22 protein-coding genes and 1 pseudogene are annotated in these 18918 nt (G+C 69.2%); 9 read left to right on the top strand and 14 right to left on the bottom strand.

Annotation, left to right across the window (positions count from 1 at the left end; translation table 11 throughout):
• Window positions 1–25: 25 nt before the first annotated feature.
• Together FB462_RS08255 and FB462_RS08250 are read right to left on the bottom strand one after the other, a co-directional pair.
• Complete coding sequence (locus FB462_RS08255; RefSeq protein WP_141861298.1) at window positions 26–844, bottom strand: DUF1684 domain-containing protein; 819 nt, start codon at window positions 842–844, stop codon at window positions 26–28.
• Between the two features lie 423 nt (window positions 845–1267).
• A complete protein-coding gene (locus tag FB462_RS08250) occupies window positions 1268–2224 on the bottom strand; it encodes an SDR family NAD(P)-dependent oxidoreductase (protein WP_141861296.1) in 957 nt (318 codons plus the stop codon).
• A gap of 125 nt (window positions 2225–2349) precedes the next feature.
• Between FB462_RS08250 and FB462_RS08245 the strand changes: the two genes are divergently transcribed.
• The 3 genes from FB462_RS08245 to FB462_RS08235 all read left to right on the top strand — a co-directional run bounded on the left by FB462_RS08245 (window position 2350) and on the right by FB462_RS08235 (window position 5111).
• The gene (locus FB462_RS08245) at window positions 2350–2613 is read left to right on the top strand and encodes a hypothetical protein (protein ID WP_141861294.1); all 264 of its coding nucleotides are present in this window, start codon (window positions 2350–2352) and stop codon (window positions 2611–2613) included.
• Window positions 2614–2740: 127 nt separating this feature from the next.
• A complete protein-coding gene (locus FB462_RS08240; RefSeq protein WP_141861292.1) occupies window positions 2741–4048 on the top strand; it encodes a PP2C family protein-serine/threonine phosphatase in 1308 nt (435 codons plus the stop codon).
• Window positions 4049–4217: 169 nt separating this feature from the next.
• A complete protein-coding gene (locus tag FB462_RS08235; RefSeq protein WP_141861290.1) occupies window positions 4218–5111 on the top strand; it encodes a glycoside hydrolase family 16 protein in 894 nt (297 codons plus the stop codon).
• A gap of 61 nt (window positions 5112–5172) precedes the next feature.
• On the opposite strand, the gene FB462_RS08230 is transcribed toward FB462_RS08235, so the two are convergent.
• Window positions 5173–5382 carry a hypothetical protein gene (locus tag FB462_RS08230; RefSeq protein WP_114850926.1) on the bottom strand — a complete coding sequence of 70 codons (210 nt, stop codon included), beginning with the start codon at window positions 5380–5382 and terminating at the stop codon, window positions 5173–5175.
• Between the two features lie 23 nt (window positions 5383–5405).
• A complete protein-coding gene (locus FB462_RS08225) occupies window positions 5406–5747 on the bottom strand; it encodes a DUF3140 domain-containing protein (protein WP_058743218.1) in 342 nt (113 codons plus the stop codon).
• 151 nt (window positions 5748–5898) lie between these two features.
• Here FB462_RS08225 and FB462_RS08220 point away from each other — a divergent pair, with 151 nt between their 5' ends.
• From FB462_RS08220 to FB462_RS17320, 3 genes are all read left to right on the top strand, one after another.
• Window positions 5899–7122, top strand: a complete 1224-nt coding sequence (locus FB462_RS08220; RefSeq protein ID WP_141861288.1) for a zinc-dependent alcohol dehydrogenase — start codon at window positions 5899–5901, stop codon at window positions 7120–7122.
• Window positions 7119–8024, top strand: a complete 906-nt coding sequence (locus FB462_RS08215; protein WP_229666719.1) for an SDR family oxidoreductase — start codon at window positions 7119–7121, stop codon at window positions 8022–8024. The genes FB462_RS08220 and FB462_RS08215 overlap by 4 nt, the downstream gene beginning before the upstream one ends.
• 61 nt (window positions 8025–8085) lie before the next feature.
• Window positions 8086–8226 (top strand): hypothetical protein, encoded by a 141-nt coding sequence (locus FB462_RS17320; protein ID WP_167510052.1) that lies wholly within the window; start codon window positions 8086–8088, stop codon window positions 8224–8226.
• A 146-nt stretch (window positions 8227–8372) separates the two neighbouring features.
• Here FB462_RS17320 and FB462_RS08210 read toward each other — a convergent pair whose 3' ends face one another.
• From FB462_RS08210 to FB462_RS08180, 7 genes and pseudogenes are all read right to left on the bottom strand, one after another.
• A complete protein-coding gene (locus FB462_RS08210; RefSeq protein WP_280114174.1) occupies window positions 8373–8747 on the bottom strand; it encodes a VOC family protein in 375 nt (124 codons plus the stop codon).
• Window positions 8748–8782: 35 nt separating this feature from the next.
• Window positions 8783–9172, bottom strand: a pseudogene (locus FB462_RS08205) (recombinase family protein); the annotation flags it as partial.
• Between the two features lie 26 nt (window positions 9173–9198).
• Window positions 9199–10361 (bottom strand): IS3 family transposase gene (locus FB462_RS08200; protein WP_114850488.1). Its coding sequence is split into 2 segments (ribosomal slippage): window positions 9199–10082 and window positions 10082–10361, totalling 1164 coding nucleotides; the frame shifts between segments, so codons are not numbered across the junction.
• 39 nt (window positions 10362–10400) lie between these two features.
• Complete coding sequence (locus FB462_RS08195) at window positions 10401–10640, bottom strand: recombinase family protein (protein WP_425277723.1); 240 nt, start codon at window positions 10638–10640, stop codon at window positions 10401–10403.
• Between the two features lie 110 nt (window positions 10641–10750).
• The gene (locus tag FB462_RS08190) at window positions 10751–11365 is read right to left on the bottom strand and encodes a hypothetical protein (protein ID WP_141861286.1); all 615 of its coding nucleotides are present in this window, start codon (window positions 11363–11365) and stop codon (window positions 10751–10753) included.
• A gap of 23 nt (window positions 11366–11388) precedes the next feature.
• Window positions 11389–11931: a hypothetical protein gene (locus FB462_RS08185; RefSeq protein ID WP_141861284.1), complete on the bottom strand. Its 543-nt coding sequence runs from the start codon at window positions 11929–11931 to the stop codon at window positions 11389–11391.
• Between the two features lie 335 nt (window positions 11932–12266).
• On the bottom strand, window positions 12267–13424 hold the full coding sequence (locus FB462_RS08180) for a TDT family transporter (RefSeq protein ID WP_114849221.1): 1158 nt from the start codon (window positions 13422–13424) through the stop codon (window positions 12267–12269).
• A gap of 70 nt (window positions 13425–13494) precedes the next feature.
• On the opposite strand from FB462_RS08180, the gene FB462_RS08175 reads away from it, so the two are divergent.
• Entirely contained in the window at window positions 13495–14400 is a 906-nt protein-coding gene (locus tag FB462_RS08175; RefSeq protein ID WP_114849222.1) for a LysR family transcriptional regulator, read from the top strand.
• A 112-nt stretch (window positions 14401–14512) separates the two neighbouring features.
• On the opposite strand, the gene FB462_RS08170 is transcribed toward FB462_RS08175, so the two are convergent.
• Genes FB462_RS08170 through FB462_RS08160 form a run of 3 tightly spaced genes read right to left on the bottom strand, consistent with a single transcriptional unit; the run spans window position 14513 to window position 17284 of the window.
• Window positions 14513–15307, bottom strand: a complete 795-nt coding sequence (locus tag FB462_RS08170) for an AAA family ATPase (protein WP_141861282.1) — start codon at window positions 15305–15307, stop codon at window positions 14513–14515.
• On the bottom strand, window positions 15304–16695 hold the full coding sequence (locus tag FB462_RS08165) for a Mu transposase C-terminal domain-containing protein (RefSeq protein WP_141861280.1): 1392 nt from the start codon (window positions 16693–16695) through the stop codon (window positions 15304–15306). Before FB462_RS08165 ends, FB462_RS08170 begins: the two co-directional genes overlap by 4 nt.
• A 10-nt stretch (window positions 16696–16705) precedes the next feature.
• Entirely contained in the window at window positions 16706–17284 is a 579-nt protein-coding gene (locus FB462_RS08160) for a recombinase family protein (protein WP_114849225.1), read from the bottom strand.
• 171 nt (window positions 17285–17455) lie between these two features.
• Here FB462_RS08160 and FB462_RS08155 point away from each other — a divergent pair, with 171 nt between their 5' ends.
• Both FB462_RS08155 and FB462_RS08150 read left to right on the top strand, forming a co-directional pair.
• Window positions 17456–17806: a PadR family transcriptional regulator gene (locus tag FB462_RS08155; protein ID WP_114849226.1), complete on the top strand. Its 351-nt coding sequence runs from the start codon at window positions 17456–17458 to the stop codon at window positions 17804–17806.
• Complete coding sequence (locus tag FB462_RS08150; protein ID WP_114849227.1) at window positions 17803–18762, top strand: hypothetical protein; 960 nt, start codon at window positions 17803–17805, stop codon at window positions 18760–18762. The genes FB462_RS08155 and FB462_RS08150 overlap by 4 nt, the downstream gene beginning before the upstream one ends.
• Window positions 18763–18918: the final 156 nt, after the last annotated feature.

Raw genomic sequence — 18918 nt, 5'->3', positions numbered from 1 at the left:
GCATGCGGCGCACCCCGGCTCGTCGTCAGGCCGGCAGGCGCTCCCCCGCCTCGATCGCGACGTCGAGCCGGTTCTCCCGCGGGGGCAGCGGGCAGGTCGCGTGCGCGGTGTAGGCGCACGGCAGGTTCGTCGCCCGGGTGAAGTCGAGCCGCACGCGGCCGTCCGCACCGGGTGCTGGCACGTCGAGGCTCCGCGTGGCAGCGGTCGTCGTGCCGCTCGTCCGGTCGGTGAACAGCACGTGCAGCCCGTCGCCGTGCCCGTTGAACGCCAGGAGCGTCCGCGGTCCGTCGAGGTCGAACGACAGCGTGCCACGCGCGGCGAACACGTGCTGCAGGCCGTCGACGACGGACCCGACCGTCACCTCGCGCTGCACGTCGAAGGGCTCGAAGCGGGCCTCGACGACGAAGCGCTCGTCCGGCGCGAAGGTCGGCGTCCCGCGGTACGCCGTGCGCGTCGGGGTGGCCGGGTCGCGCGGACGGAGGAGGTCGCTGCCGCCGCGCCGGGCGATCTCGACGACGACGTCGCGGCCCTCCACGTGCCAGACGACGCGGGGCTCGGGACGGTCCTGCAGCCTGCCGAAGCGGTGGGTCCCGGTGACGGTCGCGCCGTCGACCTCGAGGGACTCGTCGGACGCGAGGGTGACGACGGGACCGGCCTCGTCCGTCGACCACGCCCCGGGGAGGTCGTCGAACCGCTCGGGCGTGGGCGTGAGCCAGCGCAGGCTCGTGATCGCGAGGAACCCGTGCTCGCTCGCCCGAGCGGCTTCGTGGGCGGCGTGCCACTCGGCCCACTCGGCCCAATCGGCGGCGGTGGTGCTGGCGGCTGTCCCGGTCGTCGTGCTCATGCTCCGACCGTACGGTCTCGACGCAGGAGGCTGGACGCGGCCGGACGCGCGCGGTAACACGAGCGGGCGGAACACGTCGTGCGGACGCGACAGGAGTGACCGAGACGGCCCGTTCGCGGCGCGGGCGGCCGGGACGGCCCGCTCGCGACGGTGGCGACGGGTACCAGGGTGGCCACGGTCCGGACGGGAGCCGCGGAGCGGGCTGGTGCCGTGCCTCCCGTCCGGCTCTGCCGCCGACGCGACGTTCCTGCCCATCGCACGCGCGATGAGAGGCGGGACCGCGCATGGCAGGCCCGGAGGAACGACACACCACGAGCGGAACGGCTTCGCATGCGCGGATCGGCAAAGTACGCGCGGATGGGCAGGCGGACGGGACGGGTGAGCGGGCGGACTGCGCGAGCGAGCGGACGGGGCGGGGCCGGCTCAGCGGCGGCGGAGCAGCACCGTGCCGACGACCGCGACGACGCCTACCCAGAGCAGCGGGCGCGTGACCCGGCGGCGCTTCGCGACCCACCCGCCGTCGGTGGCGTTCGCGTGGTCCGCCGGGGCGTAGAGGTTGCCGTCGGTGGGGTCCTGGCGGCCGCGGAGGGCGAAGACCTCGACTGCGGGCCGGGTGATGCGGTGGAACAGGCCCGGCACGACGAACTCGGCGGGCACGAGCGCGGCCTGCAGACGCCCGACGTACCGGTTCCGCTTCGGGTGCAGGGCCTGGGCGACGACGGCCTTCGCAGCGCGCTGCACGGAGACGGTCGGCGGCAGCGGGTGCGAGGCCTTGCCGGTGTAGTTCGCGCCGTTCTGGTAGATCGGGGTGTCGATCGTCGAGGGCAGCACGGCGCCGAAACGGATCCGCGTGCCCTGGTGCTCGTCGGCGAGCACGTCCATCAGGCCGAGGGCCGCGTGCTTGCTCGTGACGTACGCCGACTGGTACGGCGCGGACAGGAGCGACTGGATCGACCCGACGAGGACGTAGGTGCCCTCGCCCCGCTGCTGCCAGTGCGGGAGCAGGGCCTTCACGGCGTGGACGTGCCCGTGCAGGTTCGTGTCGACGACGCGCTTGAAGGCCTCGGTGGGCGTCTGCTCGAACAGGCCGTAGACGAACAGCGCCGCGTTGCCGACGAAGACGTCGATCCGGCCGTACCGTGCGGTCGTGGTCGCGACGAGGTCGGCGACCTGGTGCTCCTCGGCGACGTCGGTGGGGATGGCGACGGCCTCGGCGCCGAGGTCCCGGCACTCCTGCGCCGCGTCCTCCAGGCTCTGCCGGCCCCGGGCGGCGAGCACGAGGGTCGCGCCCTGCCGGGCGAACTCGTGGGCGGCGGCCCTCCCGATGCCGCTCGATGCACCCGTGACGACGACGATCTTCCCGCGGAACCTGTGTGCCATGACCCTGGTCGTACCCGGTCACCGCTCCACCGTCCCCCAGGCGTCGCGGTCTGCGAGCACACGGACACCGGTCGGACGGCGGCACCACGCTTCCGCACGTCGGAGGGAGGTGCCACGATGGGCGCATGCCCCGTGACGACCTGACCGTCGAGGAAGCGACCGCGATCGCCGAGCACGCCCGCTCCGGGTCGCTGCCGCTCGACGACCCCGAGGTCCGCAAGGTCGTCGACCAGGCCAACCGGACCCTCGTGCGCGCGCAGATGTGGGGCGAGGACCGCAGCCCGAAGCTCCGACGCCGTCGTCGGTTCGTCGCGTTCGCGGCCCTGGCGATGGTCCTGGTCTGGGTCGTCGGGTTGCTCGGGCCGCTGCTGCTCCGTCTCGGCGTCTGACGGCGCACCATGCCCCGGACGACGTGGGCGGCGCAGCGGACGGGACGGTCGCCCTACCAGTCCGACCTGCACGACACCCCGGCACCAGGAGTTGCCGAGTGATGCTCGAACCGGTTGACTCGGGCGGGTGACGAGCACCACCGACCGGAACGGCGTGACGTCGTGGACGACATCCGTCCGTGACGACACCGGACCGATCGTGCTGACCGGCGTGCGGGCCTCGTGGGAACCCCTCGTCAAGCAGACCGTCGTCGCGGTCCTCGTCGTGGGGGCCGCGGTCGCGAGCGTCCTGACGCCCTGGCTCGAGGTCACCGACGCACCGCTGATGTGGGCCGCCGTCGGGCTGGTCCTCGTCGGGCTGCTCGGCGGTGGGCTGATGGCCCGCTGGCCGGCCGTGACCCGGGTGGAGCTCGTGCTCCCGGCCCTCGACTTCCTGGCCGTCGGCCTGCTCCGCTACGGCACCGGCGAGGCGCGGTCGGTGTTCCTGGCGATCGTCGTCCTGCCGGTGATCTGGATGGCGACGAACCCCGGACGCCGACACGTGGTCTACCCACTGCTCGGCACCGCCGCGACGCTGCTCCTGCCCTACGTCCTGGACCCCGAGGCCCCGCAGCCGAGCGAGCTGGTCCGGCTGGTGGTCGCGCTCCTCGTCTACGCCGCGGCCGCCGCGGTGACGAACGAGCTCGCCCGCCGTGCCGACCTGCAACTGAGCGCCGTGCAGCGGAAGCGCCGGGTGGCCGAGGGCGAGATCGACCGAGCAGCACTCGTCCAGCGTTCCCTGCTGCCGACGACCACCGCCGGGCTGCCGGACGAGCTGCGCGCGGTCGGGGTCTGCCTGCCGTCCCGCACGGTCGGCGGTGACTTCTACGACTGGTTCCCCACGGGAGAGGGCGCCGCGTTCACCCTCGGCGACGTGATGGGCAAGGGCGTCGGTGCCGGGATGATCGCCGCCGCCGTGCGGTCCCTGATCCGGAGCACCGTCGACGAGACGGACCCCGCGGTCGCCGTCCGCCGAGCGGCCTCCGGGCTCGCGACCGGCGGCTCGGACCTGACGAGCGGCCAGTTCACGACCTGCTTCCACATCCGGGTCGACCGGGACGGGCACGCGCGCTGGGTCGACGCCGGTCACGGACTGACCGTCCTGCGTCGGGCGGGCGGCTCCGTGCACCCGCTGCGCGCCGGGCACCTGCCGATCGGCGTGGGCACGATGTGGACCGCCGACACGACGTCCCTCGACCCCGGCGACGTGGTGGTGGCGGTGAGCGACGGCGTGCTCGACCTGTTCGGCGGCGACCTCGACGCGCTCGACCGGTTCGAGACCTGGGTGGCCTCGCGCTCGCACGCACAGGAGATCGTCGACGGGATCGCGGAACTCGCCGCGTCGGGCGACCACCCGGACGACGTCACCGTCCTCTGCGTCGCGTACCGCCCCTGACCGCGAGCACGGCAGCGCAGGACACAGCACCGCCGGCCGCCACGCGCCCACACGCGCACGCGGCGGGCCGTCCCCCGCAGGAGGGTCCGTCGAAGTGCGGACTGGTGTACCGTCCGCGTCCGGGCGATGATCCAGCGACCCGATCCGCCCGAACCCCAGGGACCCCGCGATGCCCCAGCACCAGACCCCCGCTGCTGCGCGCGCGCTCGACCGGCGCCGCTTCCTCACCCTCGGCCTGACCGGGACCGCCGCCACCGCAGCCGCGGCGACCGCAGCCCTCGCCGCACCGGACGCTGCCGACGCAGCCACCCGCACCGCGGCCACCACGAGCACGACCACCCCGACCGAGCTGCTCGCCGCCGACGAGTTCGACGGCCCCGCCGGCAGCGCCCCGAACCCTGCCATCTGGCGCTTCGACACCGGCGCCGGCGGGTGGGGCAACCAGGAGCTCGAGACCTACACCGATTCCCGCCGGAACAGCGCCCTGAACGGCTCCGGGCAGCTCGCGATCACCGCGATCCGCGAGCCCGACGGCACCTTCACCTCGGCCCGGCTGAAGACCGAGGGCACCTTCACCGCGCAGTACGGCCGCGTCGAGGCGCGCATCAAGATCCCCCGCGGGCAGGGCATCTGGCCCGCGTTCTGGATGCTCGGGGCCGACATCGGCCAGGTCGGCTGGCCCGCGTGCGGCGAGATCGACGTCATGGAGAACGTCGGGTACGAGCCGACGATCGTGCACGCCACGGTGCACGGCCCGGGGTACTCGGGCGCGAACGGCCTGTCCGCCGCGTGCACGAACCCGACCGGCGCCGCCTTCGCCGACGACTTCCACGTCTTCGGCGTCGACTGGCGCCCCGACTCGATCACCTGGCTGGTGGACGGCGTCGAACGCGGCACCGTCACCCGGGCCGCCGTGGGCACGAACCCGTGGGTCTTCGACAAGCCGTTCTTCGTCGTGCTCAACGTCGCCGTCGGTGGCACCTGGCCCGGGTCGCCGGACGCGACCACGCGGTTCCCGCAGCAGATGCTGGTCGACTGGGTGCGCGTCTGGCAGCTGGGCTGACGCCGGACAGCAGGCCCGTGGCGGGCGCCGCCACCTTCCTGGTGTCCGGTGGGTGGTCGCGTCAGCGACGCTGGCGCGCCAGCAACCAGAGATAGGTGCTGTGGCCCGCGAGGGCCAGGCCGAAGAACACGGCGGCGACTGCGTAGACGCGGTCGAGCTTGCCCTGGCCGATCACGAGCATGACGACGCAGAAGACGACCGCGGCGGCGAGCACGCCCACCTGGATGGTCGACCAGATGCGGCGGAAACGGGGCATGCCGGAGTCGCTCACGCCTCCATCCTGCCCCAGTCCGGTCACTTCTCGGGGTCGTGGCCCCAGTTCATGAGCGAGTACCGCCACTTCGAGTCGTGCGTGTCGCCCTTCGGCTCCTGCTTGCCGTGTCGGGCGACGTACCCGACGACCTTCCGCATGTGGGCGTAGTCGTCGTCGGTGTAGTCGGCCTGCTTCTTCTCGAGGATCCGGACGATGTGCCGGCCGCTCTCGTGCCCAGTCGACTCGCCGCCGCTCGCGGGCTTCTGGCCGACCTCCTTCGACTCGTCGGAGTCGAGCCACCGCTTCAGCTCCGACGCGGTCATGTTGACGGCGTCGGCGAAGTCGTCCCTTGTCTGCTGCTCGTCGTGCTGGTCATCGCTCATGGCCGTCACGCAACCCGCGCCGCCTGGGCGACGACGCAGGAGCGGTTGTCCCCCGATCCGGTGCGCACATCGGACGCCGCTGCAGGTGCTTCCAGGGCCGAACGGGTTGTGTGTCCCCCGAACCCATCACCGAGAAGGAAGCGAGAGCAGCATGCGCGCAGTGGTCTGGCACGGGATCGGCGACATCCGACTCGACGACGTCCCCGAGCCCACCATCCAGCACCCGGAGGACGCGATCGTCCGGATCACCCGGAGTGCGATCTGCGGCACGGACCTGCACTTCGTCCGCGGGACCATGGCCCCGATGGAGGAGGGCACGATCCTCGGCCACGAGGCCGTCGGCGTCGTCACCGAGGTCGGCGACGCGGTGCGCGGCTTCAGCCCCGGTGACCGCGTCGTGATCAACTCGACGATCTCCTGCGGCGCCTGCCGGTACTGCCGGATGGGCAAGACCGCCCAGTGCGACGTCGCGAACCCGAACGGTCCGCAGGCCGGCACGAGCTTCTTCGGCGGCCCGCAGTCGACCGGCCCGGTGAACGGTCTGCAGGCCGAGTTCGTCCGGGTCCCGTACGCGCGGAACACCATGCACCCGCTGCCCGAGAACGTCAGCGACGAGCAGGCCATCCTGCTGTCGGACATCTTCCCGACCGGCTGGTTCGGCGCCGAGCTCGCCGGGGTCACCCGCGGGGACGTCGTCGTGGTCTTCGGCGCCGGCATCGTCGGGCAGTTCGCCGCGGCGTCGGCGTACAAGCTCGGCGCCGGTCGCGTGATCGTCGTCGACGGGGACGAGACCCGGCTCGCGGCCGCCCTGGCGCAGCACTGCGAAGTGGTCGACTACAACCGCGAGGACCCCGTGCAGGCGATCATGGACCTGACCAACGGCATCGGCGCGGACGCCGTGATCGACGCCGTCGGGGTCGACGCCGAGCGCCCGAAGCGCGGCCCGGCGGCGGTGTCCGACGAGCAGGCCGCGCAGTTCGACGCCGAGGTCCAGCAGGTCGCGCCGGACGCGTCCCCGGACGGCTTCGGCGACCTCGAGCAGTGGAAGCCCGGCGACGGTCCGTCGCAGGTCGCGCAGTGGGCCGTGGCCTCGGTCGCGAAGTACGGCCGGATCGGCATCATCGGCGTGTACGGCCCGACGGCGGAGCGCTACCCGATCGGGCAGGCGATGAACAAGAACCTGATGATCCGGATGGGCAACTGCGACCACCACTCGGTGACGCCGCCGCTCATCGACCTCGTGGCGTCGGGGCAGTTCGACCCGACGGCGCTCATCACCGAGCACGAGCCGGTCGGTTCGGCGATCGAGGCGTACGAGGCCTTCGACCGTCGCGAGCCGGGCTGGGTCAAGGTCGAGCTGGAGGTCGCGGAGTGACCGGGCCGATCGACCAGTACGCGTTCGGCGACCCGCGGACGCGCTACCCGGACGTCTCTCCGGAGCCGCAGACCCAGGACGAGCCGGGCCTGCAGTCCGCGATGACGCCCGTGCCGGACCTCGGTGAGGACTCCTACCGGGGCACTGGACGCCTGGAGGGTCGCCGTGCGGTGATCACCGGCGGCGACTCCGGCATCGGCGCGGCCGTCGCGATCGCCTTCGCCCGCGAGGGCGCCGACGTCGTCCTGGCATACCTGCCCGAGGAGCAGTCGGACGCCGACCACGTGGTCGAGCAGGTCGAGGCGGCCGGTCGTCGTGCCGTGACGGTGCCCGGTGACCTCCGGGACAAGGCGTACGCCGGGCAGCTCGTCGAGCGGGCGGTCGCGGAGCTCGGCGGCATCGACACCGTCGTCAGCGTCGCGGGCAAGCAGCGCTGGCAGCCGGACCTGCTCGACATCACCGACGAGCAGTTCGAGGCGACGTTCGACGTCAACGTGTTCGGGTTGTTCCGGCTCGTCAAGGCCGCACTGCCGCACCTCGAGCCCGGGTCGACGATCACGACGACCGCGTCGATGGAGGCGTACAAGCCCGCGCCCGACCGGCTCGACTACGCGGCGTCGAAGGGCGCGATCAACAACTTCTCGAAGGGGCTCTCGCAGCTCCTCGTGGAGCGCGGGATCCGCGTGAACGTCGTCGCTCCGGGGCCCACCTGGACCGTCCTGCAGCCGAGCGGTGGTGTCGACCCCGAGTCGCTGCCCGAGTTCGGCAGCAGCGAGTCACCGATGGGCCGCGCCGCGCAGCCTGCCGAGCTCGCCCCCGCCTACGTGTTCCTCGCCTCGCAGGAGTCGAGCTACGTCGTCGGCGAGACCCTCAACGTCAACGGCGGCATGGTCACCCCCTGACCGGGAATGCCGGAGCCCCCTCCGGCGTCGAACCACCCACCGACATGCGAAGGAGCACATCATGACCCTCGACCTCCACAAGGGGAACGGCGTCGACACCGAGCGCCGCTGGAACCCGACCACCACCACGCTGCGCGTGCTGCACGACGAGCCGCAGACGACCTTCGGTCGCTGGCTCGGCCAGATCAACGGGCAGCACTGATCGACGGGCAGGACTGATCGACGGACAGCACTGATCAAGGGCCAGCACTGACCGGCGGTCGGTACTGGACGACGGACGGGAGGCGCGGTGCCAGCGGGCACCGCGCCTCCCGTCCGTCTGCCGTGCCGCCTGCGGACCGGCGCGCGTCAGGCGGGGACGCCGCTGATGTTGACGAGCCAGGTGACCCCGAAGCGGTCGGTGAGCATCCCGAAGGTGTCGCCCCACGGGGCCTTCGTCAGCGGCTCGATGACGGTCGCACCGTCCGACAGGCCCTCCCAGTAGCCGGTGAGCCGGGCCTCGTCGTCGCCGCTCAGTGAGACGGAGATGTTGCTCACGGTCGGGGCGGGCATGCTCGACGGCGAGTCCGACGCCATGAGCGTCAGGTCGTCGGTTTCGATCTGGCCGTGCATGACCTTGTCGGCGTCCGCCGGGTCCTGGACCATGCCGCCCTCGGCGAAGGTCATCGTCTTCAGTTCGCCGCCGAAGACCGCGTGGTAGAAGCCGAGGGTGTGACTGCTCACGCTGATCTGCGCGGTTCTGATCACGCTCTCTTGCCTCACTCACCCGCGGGTGATGCTGCGCGGAGGTAGGCGTACACCGTCTCTCGGCTGACGCCGTACTCCTTTGCCAGTACCGTCTTCGGTACTCCGGTGCCGGCGCGGTATATCAGCTCCGCGATCTGCACCGCACCAAGCGATCGCGCCCGGCCGCGATACACGCCACGCTGCTTCGCCAACGCGATGCCCTCGCGTTGGCGTTCGCGGATCAGTTCGCGTTCGAACTCCGCAAACGCACCCATCATGTTCAGCAGCAGGTTCGCCATCGCGCTGTCTTCACCGGTGAAGGTCAGCTGCTCCTTGACGAATTCGACGCGAACCTTCTTCTCCGTCAGCCGGCGCACGACCCGGCGGAGGTCTTCAAGGTTCCGGGCGAGCCGGTCGGGACTGCTGCAGGTTCGGTTGACTCATTCGTTTAGGCCGCGAGTGCGACCTGTGGGTTGATGATCGTCTCGTACTCGATCGGGGTCAACTTGCCGAGACCTCGTTGCCGTCGTTTCCGGTGGTAGGTCGCTTCGATCCAGGTGATGATCGCGAGCCGGAGCTCTTCCCGGGTGGCCCATCGTGTCCGGTTGAGGACGTTCTTCTGCAGGAGCGCGAAAAAGGATTCCATCGCCGCGTTGTCCGCGCACGCCCCGACCCGCCCCATCGACCCAAGCAGCCCGGCGTCCTCGATCGCACGGACGAAGCGCTTGGAACGAAACTGGCTGCCGCGGTCCGAGTGCACGACCGTCCCGGCCGGGTTCCGGCGCTGCACTGCCATCTGCAGGGCCGCGACGGCGAGCGAGGAACGCATCCGGTCACTGATCGAGTAGCCGACGATGCGCCGCGAGCACGCGTCCTTGATCGCGCAGAGGTAGAGCTTGCCCTCACCGGTCCGATGCTCCGTGATGTCCGTCAACCACAACCGGTCCAGATCCGGTGCCGTGAACGCCCGTCGGACCCGGTCGTCGTGCACTGGTGGTCCCGCCTTGCGGTGCAGGCCGCGTTTCTTCGCGTGCAATGACCAGAGCCGCTGCTGGGAGCACAACCGCCACACCCGCCGTTCCGAAACCCGGTGGCCGGCCGCTTGGAGGTCGTCGGCGATGAACCGGTACCCGAACGTCGGGTCATCCCGGTGCGCGTCAATCGCAGCGTTGGTCAGGTGCGCGTCGTCCCAGTCGCGGTTCGACACGGGGCTCGCACGCCACCGATAGAACGCCTGCTTCGAGAATCCCAGCACCCGGCAGGCCACCGCGACCGGGATCCGGTCTGCGGCGAGTTCGAGGACCAGCGGGTAGATCATTTTGGGAGCTGCGACTGGGCGAAGTACGCCGCCGCCCGGCGGAGGATCTCGTTCTCCTGCTCGAGCAACCGGATCCGTTTCTGCGCGTCCCGCAGCTCCGCCTGCTCGACCGCTCTCCCCGACGGAGCCGCTGCAGCGCTGATGCCGTCGTCGCGGTCCGCGAGGCGCAGCCAGCGGGCCAGGCAGGACTCGGACACTCCGAAGTCCTTCGCGACCTGCCGCACCGACGCCTCACCCTTCCGAGCGACCGCGATCACATCACGGCGGAACTCTTCCGGATACGCCTTCACCATGGCGCACATCCTTCCAGCAGGAACCAGTGCCCCTACCTGTCAGGAGTCAACCAAACCTGCAGCAGTCCCGTCCATGGAGTGCACCAGCACGGTGTCCCCGTCGCGGACGAACCCGATCATCGCGTCGAGCTGCGGCCGGTCGACGTCCTTCCCGGATGCCTTGTCCTCGAACACCCGATCCAGCGCGACGCCGTCGAGCTGCCGCACAGTGCTCTGATCCAATGTGCTCACCCGCACGTACCCGACCCTCTGACCCGACACGGTGCCTCCAACCCACATCTGTCAGGTTAGAGTCTATGAGCCTCGCACGCCTCTGTCAGAGAAGGCCGAATTGGACCCTAGTCGGACGCGCGTCGACCGCTCATGTTGACGTCTAGTTGGGGTGTACCTCAGGTGGGCGATGTCGAAGGCGACGCTGCGTCTTGAGAACCTGCACCATTGAGGTTGACGGTGACGCTTTCACACAGGCGCCCGTCGGCAAAACGATGAACCCAGTGCACCAGTCCTGCGTCGGCGCGGTATGCAATGTCGAGGCGTTCTCCCCCCTCCACGAGGGCGAGAGCGCGAGTCAACGTAGCCATCACCTCCGGGTTGGTGTATGTCGCCGTGGTGAATTCATCTGCACCCACTTGTACGGAAGTGGGCTCGTCGATGTCGGCGAGGAGTGGCCGAACGTCCAGATAGGTACTCACGGCGGATACTTCGTGCCCGTCGAGCTCGATCGTCTCCGAGTCGTACGAGGTGACGAAGACCGATCCGACGACGCGCACGGTGTGCCAATCGTCACGATCCCCAGAGCTGGTCGCGGCGATGACGTTGCGGTTTCCGTCAAGAGCGACGGTCCATGTTCCTTCCCGAGGTGCACTACCGGATGGCTCTGCTCCAGGAATCGGGTAGAGGGTCCCAGGGTGACCTTCCACCCGATCCCAGAAAGCAGCGTTGCTGAGCAGCTGGTCCCGCCAGAACCGCATTTCGACCGTCGTGGCGGTGTCGTTGGATGACATGACGCTGCTCCTGTGACGTGCTTCTAACTGCAGGTGATGGTGTTGACGTTGCCCGTCACGTTGCCGTAAGTACGGTTCTTGACCTTGAGGTTCCATGCAACCGGTCGGAAGTGTGCGCTACCTCGGCACTTCGCGTACGTGTGCGCGACGTGATACGCGCCCGCGGTGTACGCCCCACCGTTCGCCGCGACATCCTCGCAGTCGAAGTCTTCCGGACCGCCGTCACGGGTGCAGTACTGGATCGCGATACCGGTTCGGGCAGCGACGCTCTCCGTGCACCGTAGCTGCGATCCCCACTGAAACTCGTGCTCTGCCGGGACGGCAGTGACGGCGGTGAAACTGCCCTCGCAACCCCCGATCGTCACCTTGGACTGCCCGAATCGCGGGTCGGTCGTGCCGTCAGTCGGGATCGGAATCTTCCAAGTCTCCGCCGCGACCGTGTCCGTGCTACCCGGCGTGAGAACCACCGACGCGGCCGCATCGTTACCTGGCGTTGTGTCTGCGGTCGCCGCTGTCGCCCCTCCGAACGCTAGAGCGAGCCCCGCAGCACAGGCCGCGAGAACCATCGCAGCGCTTCGCTGCTTCGAGCCAAAGAACATCTCAATCCCCTAACCGATCGGCCCAGTGCCGATGCGCCCAAAGCTAGGGATGCTGGTATCCACCGCACCGGAGCAGTCAGGTGAACGTCACCTGTACGGACGCCTCCGCTAGAAGCGCAACAGATCGCGAGCGAGATCGTGCATGTCATCGCGAATCATCACACGGACACCAGTTGTCCCAGCAGCTCCGGGGGAGTGGCACAGCTCCTTGAACGTCCGATAGCCGATCGGCTACCGGGACGCGGTCATGGATCCTGGTAGCGCCATATGGCTGCTCGCAAGGCTGATCCGCGCCAGGGTCGTCAGGCTGTCTTGGGTGGTGCGAGGAGTGTGCCGCGGATGACGGAGCCGTGGAAGGTGCGGACGGCGACGGTGATCCACGCGGTGGCGAGGCCGGCGTAGTAGACGACTGCGAGGACGGCGACGACGGTGAGTCCGGAGTGCAGGGCGAGGCCGTTGAGGCCGGTGACGCAGGTGCCGACGGGGAACGTGAACGACCACCAGGTCAGGCTGAACGGCAGGTGTTCTCGGGCGGTCCGGATGGTGATGGTGAGGGCGATGACGGTCCACAGCAGCGCGAAGCCGAGCATCGCGAACCCGTACACCAGCGCCACGACCAGCAGCGCGTGGGCGGTCGAGGCGTCAACGACGGTGTGCGCGTTCGAGGCGAGGAGGTTCACCGCAGTGATCGACTGCCCGACCGGTCCGAGGACGATCCACAGGGTCGGCACCATGCCGGCGGCTCCGACCCTGTGCTGCGCGAGTCGGTTCCAGATCAGCGTGATCACAACCAGCGACGTGATGAGGCTGAGGCCGAAGAAGCCGTAGCAGGCCCACAGCAGTGTCTCGCGCGCCTGTCCGGCGGGGGCGTACGGCAGGAGGAGTGCGCCGGTGGAGGCGGACACCATGGGCGGGACGATGGGCATCAGCCACCCGCCGAACGCGGAGTCGGGCTTGTTCTCGTGACGGGTGAACGCCAGGTACGGCACGAGGACTGCGGTGAGCAGCCCGCCGACCGTGCCGATGGCCCAGAGGACCCAGTCGACGGTGACGGCCGCGGGGAGGCCGATCCAGTCCTTGCCGAGCAGGATCGTGCCGGCGCCGACGGTGAGGAACGCCATTGGCGGTGCCCCGTAGAAGTGCGAGATCACCGGGTGCAGGTGGTGCTTTGCCGCGGTGCTCCGGTATCGGACCCAGTGCAGGACCGTCGCGATGGTGAGGGCGACGAGCAGGATCGCGGCGATCGCCCAGACGACTGTTGCGGCGGTGCGGAGCCCCGGGAACTGCAGTGGGAGTGATGCAGCTGCGACGGCGACGATCCCGGTGCCCATGATCGACGCGAACCAGTTCGGGGTCAGGTTCGACACGATCAGACCGGGCCGCTCCAGCTCCCGGAACAGCCGCCGGTCGCGCGCATCGTGCTCGGACGTCGCGGGTGCGTGGGCGAGGTGAGCGGACATGAACCCATCGTGCGTGTGTTCCCCGTGGGTCGGGAACGGCGGACTCGTTGGCAGGGCACAATGATGGTTTGTGGGACTGCGGCGGTTGACGGACCGGACTCTGGACCTCGACACCCTCGAGGTCCTCCTCCGCGTCGCGGAGACCGGTTCGTTGACCCGCGCGGCCGAGGTGTTGGGGGTGACGCAGCAGGCGGTGTCTGCGCGCTTGCGTGCCGCGGAGCAGGCGACCGGTCAGCCGCTGGCGCACCGGACGGCGTCCGGGACCGCGCTGACCGACGCCGGCCGGGTGGTGCTCGGTCTGGGCGTCCCGGTGTTGGAGGCATCCCGGCGGCTCGAAGCAGGCGTCGCCGCGCTGCGGGAACCGGCTGGATCCCTCGTGGTCGCAGCGTCGCAGACGATCGCCGAACTTCTGCTGCCTGGATGGTTGCTCGCCCATCGGGCTGCCGCGCCGGATGCGTCGGTGCGGTTGATCGCGGGGAACTCCGCCGACGTGACCGACCTCGTCCGTTCCGGCGCTGCCGACGTCGGGTTCACGGAGACTCCTGCTGCGCCGGCTGATCTGTCCTCGCTGGTGGTCGACGAGGACGAACTGGTGGTCGTCATCGCTGCGCACCATCCGTGGGCGAGGGCTTCGGGCATCACCGCGGATGACCTCGCGGAGACGCCGCTGCTACTCCGTGAGGAAGGGTCCGGCACCCGCGCCACGGTCGAGGCATGGCTCGACGACGCGGGTCTGACGCTGGTTCCGCCGGCGGCGGTGCTGGAGACGACGGGCATCATCCGCGCCAACGCTCGAGCGGGCATCGCACCGGCGGTGATGAGTCTCCGCACCGTCGACACAGACCTCGCCGACGGTGCCCTCGTCCGAGTGCCGCTACTCGGCCCGCCACTGATCCGATCGCTGCGCGCGATCTGGACCGGCCACCCGGGGCCCGCCGTCACGGCATTCCTCGACAGCGCTCAACAGTCCCGATAGCCGATCGGCTATCGAGACACCCAATTGCGGCCGCGTTGCGCGACGCGAACGTCTGTGGTCCTGCTGTGACCGTTCACGCTGTGTTGCCTGGTTCTGGTCACGCTGTTGTGCATCATCCGATGACGAGTGTGCTGGCTGCTGCTTCGATGACGTCGTCGGTGATGGTGTCGAGCTCGTTGATCTTGAGGACGCGAGCGACCTGGGGGAAGAGGCGTTCGAGGAGCCGGAAGTTTCCACGTGTGATGCGGGCGATGGCCGCAACGGCTTGGTGATCGGTGAAGTCGTCTGGGTCGAGTTCGTGGCCGAGGCGTTTCCACTGCCGGTCGAGGACGAACATGAGTTCCTCGGTGGTGAGGGGTTGATAGTTGTGGGCGAACCCGAGCCGGCTGAAGAGCTGCGGGTAGTGGCGGAAGCGTTGGTCAAGGCCCGGCATGCCGATGAGGACGACGGCGACGCGGGTGCGGTCGTGGAGGTCGCGGAGCATCTCCAGCGCGGTGGCGGAGAGGCGTTCGGACTCGTCGATGATGATCAGCTCGACGCGGCTGGGGCTGGTGGGTGTGAGAGTTTTCCAGTCGTCGAGATGTTGGGTGATGAGCAGGTCGATGTCGTCGCCGAGTCGCTTGAGTTCGCTGGTGAGGTTGCGGGTGCCGGTGGTGACGGGCGGGGTGTAGAACACGCTCCGAGCACGCCCGGCTGCGGTGACGAGCTTGTCGTCGATGTCCCGTGGGCCGAAGTGTCCGCCGAGGTGGGGTTCGATGGTGTCCCAGTTGGCGTAGCGGCGGCCAGACATCGTCTTGCCGACGCCGGCGTCGCCGTAGCAGATCCCGATGGTGTGTTCTTTGCGGACGACGTTGGCGAACTCGGTGAAGCGGCGGTGTTCCTTCGTGATGATGAACTTGCCGGTCATGGGTGGTCCTCTTCGTAGGTCCGGAGCTTCGGTTTGGGCCGCGGGGTGGGCGGCACAGACTGGTCGGGGTCACGCGCGGGTAGGGCCCGTGGGATGCGTTCGTTGATGCCGGCACGAAGTTGCCGGCGTCGTGCCCGTCGTGCGGTGTCGATGTCGTGCAGGGAGGGGCGGAGGTTGGGGTGGTCCTCGTCGACGGCGACGCAGATGAAGGTGTCGTGATCAAAGATGCGGATCTCGGAGACGTCGCGGGGGTCGTAGCGCACGGTTACGGGGTGACCGACGAAGCTGGCGAGGGTGGGGGCGAGGTAGCGCTGGCCGAGGAAGTGCACACCGTCGCGTTGCACGATTCGGCTGGTCGGCACGGTCAGCAGCAGTCCGTCGAGAGCTTCGAGCGAGTCAGGTAGGCGGGGCAGCCAACCGTCACCGATCCACGCGTCGTGGGGGCTGGTCTTAACCTCTCGATGCGTGCGGGTGTTGTAGCTGCTGATGAAGGATCGGACGGCGTCGTCGAGGTCCGGTAGCCGCAGCGTCGGCACGGCTTCGGTACCGGCGGCAAGGTGCCCGGGCAGCGTTGGGAGCAGTTCCGTGTTGATGGTGCCGAAGAAGCGTTCGATCTTCCCTCGGCCCTGTGGGCGGCCGACTGTGGAGTGGATGATCCGGACGTGCAGATCGCGGGTGGCGTGCTCGAGGTGGTGGCTGATGAAGTCGCTGCCGTGGTCGACGTGCAGCACGTCTGGAACACCGCACATCGCCCATGACGGGTCAGGTTTCGGCCAGATCGCTTGCCGGAGCGCGAGTGCGGTGTTCATCGCAGACGGTGCGCCGGAGAAGACCATGTAGCCGCAGATGGCGCGGGAGTAGTCGTCGAGGATGACAGTCAGCCACGGCCGGTCTGGTTTGTCGTCGGCGCCTCGGATGAGGATGTCGAGCATGGTGTGGTCTGCTTGCCACACCTGGTTCGGACGGGTTGCCCGTCGCCGGAGCACCAGTTCGTGCTTGTCGCGGTACGACGTCGGCCCGTCGAGGGCGAGCGTGATCATCGCGGGGTCAAGGCCGCGAACGATTCGTCGCACCGTTGAGTACGACGGTGCGATCGTTCCCACATCGGCTGCACCCTGGGCCACGAGCCGATGCAACGTCGCGACGGATGGTCGCGGCCTCGACAGTGCTAGCCCCTCGATGAGTCGGACCAGTTCCGGAGGCGTGGTCCGCTGGCCACTGTCGGAGCGGCGGGCGGTATCAAGTCCCGCGGCCCCGGCTTTCCGGTAGCGCGCCAACCAACTCGCGAGAGTCCGGACGGGGACGCCACTGTCGCGGGCGAGGACAGCGAGCGGGACCCGATCCTCGACGTGCAATCGGAGGATCTGCCACCGTGCTTCCGCGTCCACGCTGCGCTCGTTACATCGGTGACGTCGCTCCCGCGGCGTCACCCTGCAGGTGCCGGTAGATGGTGGGGCGGGAGACGCCGAAGGTGTCGGCGATCTCCTGGACGGTGTGCCCGCCGGCGTTGTACATCGCTCGGGCTTGCCGAATCTTGTTCGCGGTCATCTTGAACTTCGGCCCGCCGGAGCGTCCGCGGGCGCGGGCGGCGGCGAGTCCGTCGTGGGTGCGTTCGACGATGAGGTCGTGCTCGAACTCCGCGATCGCGGCAAGCATGTGGAAGAACAACCGCCCGCCCGGTGTCGTGGTGTCGATGCCCTGCGACAGCGCGCGGAGACCGACGCCGCGGTCGTGGAGCTCGTCGGCGATCTGCTTCAAGTTCTTCACCGACCGTCCCAGGCGGTCGAGCTTCGTCACCACGAGCGTGTCACCGCGGCGAAGGTAGCCGAGTGCTTCGGTCAGCGCCGGCCTCGTCGCGAGCGTGCCGGAGGCGTAGTCGACGAACACCTTCTCGCAGCCGGAGGCGTCGAGGACGTCGGTCTGCCCCTCGGCATGCTGCTCTCGCGTCGAGACTCGCGCGTATCCGACCGATGCCATGCGGGAACTGTAACGCGAACGCCGGGTTCGGTACATAGATCACGGACACGGATCACGAGACAGCGGCGCGCCGATTCCGCGCCAAGGCCAGCGCGCGTCTCGTGAACGACCGTTCACGAGTTGGATGCTTTCGCCCTAGTAATACCCCCGATACGGGTATATGCTCGATGTATGAGCACAGCCGAACTGCGGGAGCCGGCGTTCTGGGTCCTGACCACACTCGCTCGTGGTCGGGCCCACGGTTACGGGATCATTCAGTCCGTCGCCGAGCTTTCCGCGGGCAATGTCACGCTCGCAGTGACGACGCTCTACAAAACACTGGAACGGCTCGAGTCAGACGGTCTGGTGGAAGGCGCCGGAGACGAGGTCGTTGGGGGGCGTCTCCGGCGCTACTACACGCTTACCTCAGCGGGAACGCAGCGCTTGGAGGACGAAACCCAGCGCCTCGCGCTCAAGGTACGAGCTCTCGAAGCTGGCCTCCGTCGACCGGCCGTGGTCTCCGGTCGGGCGGTTGAAGCATGACCAGCGCAATGGAGCACCGGTACCGTCGCCTCCTCGCCTGGTATCCCCGCTCCTGGAGGGCGGCGCACGGCGAAGCCTTCCTGGGAACGCTCCTCGACGTCGCCGACGGTCAAAGCCGTGCGCATCCAACGTTCAAGGAGCGCTGGGCGATCGCCGAGCACGGGCTCGAGGCCCGCCTCGACCGTGTCGTCGTTCCAGAGGTTCGGAACGCCGCGAGCACCGTCGCGCTCGCGATGGGGGCCGGCCTGGCCCTGGCCGAGTTCGTCTTCACGAGTTGGTCTCCGTGGATCCGCAGCAACCCGACTCCGGGACTGATGGTCCAGGTCGGACCGTTCCGGGACACCGGCTTCGCGTTCGCCGCGCTCTGGATCATCGCGCTCCTGGCGGCGCTGACCGGGCGGTGGGCGATCGGGAGGGCAACGCTGTTCATCCTGATGCTGCTCGCTGGGGTGTCGCCGTACTTCTTCGCCTCCCCGTCCGGAGTGTGGAGCGTCGATCGAGCGACACTGTTCCTGCTCAGCATGTGTGCTGCCGTTGCGGCGATAGGCCGGCCGCACCGGTCGCATCACACCGCAGCCGCGACTGTTGGCTGGGCGCTGCTCGGTGCGCTCAGCTACGCCTCGACGAGCGACTTCACCGAGTGGCTCTACAGCCGATCGATCTGGAACGGAAACCTCTATGCCTGGTACGCAACGGGCGTCCTCGAGCTCGTAGCGATCGGGCTGGCTCTCGCCCGCTACTGGCGTCCTGCCTTCACGATCGTGCTGAGCCTGGTGCCGTACGTCGGGGCGCTCAGCTTCAATAGGCTTCGCGGGTACGTCGGTGACAGTGGTTCCGTCACCATCCTCGCCGTCCCACTCATCATCGGCTTGCTACTCCTAGCCCTTCACAGCGCTGGACGCCTGGAACTACCCCGCCCGCCGACCAAGCGGACAGCCAAACGAAGCGGTAGCTGAAGTTCGACGGCCGACTAGTTACGGCAAGAAAGCGTGACCACTTCTACGCAACTCAGCGTGAACGGCCACACCGAGGGCGTCGCGGGCCTGGTCGCGGAAGCCGATGTACGGGTTGAGCGTGACGGACACGGGTGGTTCCCTCCGGGTCGGGCGGAC

Source organism: Curtobacterium citreum, assembly GCF_006715175.1.
Classification (GTDB): domain Bacteria; phylum Actinomycetota; class Actinomycetes; order Actinomycetales; family Microbacteriaceae; genus Curtobacterium; species Curtobacterium citreum.
Note: the sequence above shows the minus strand (reverse complement) of the source record. Positions and strands in the feature narration are given on the sequence as shown.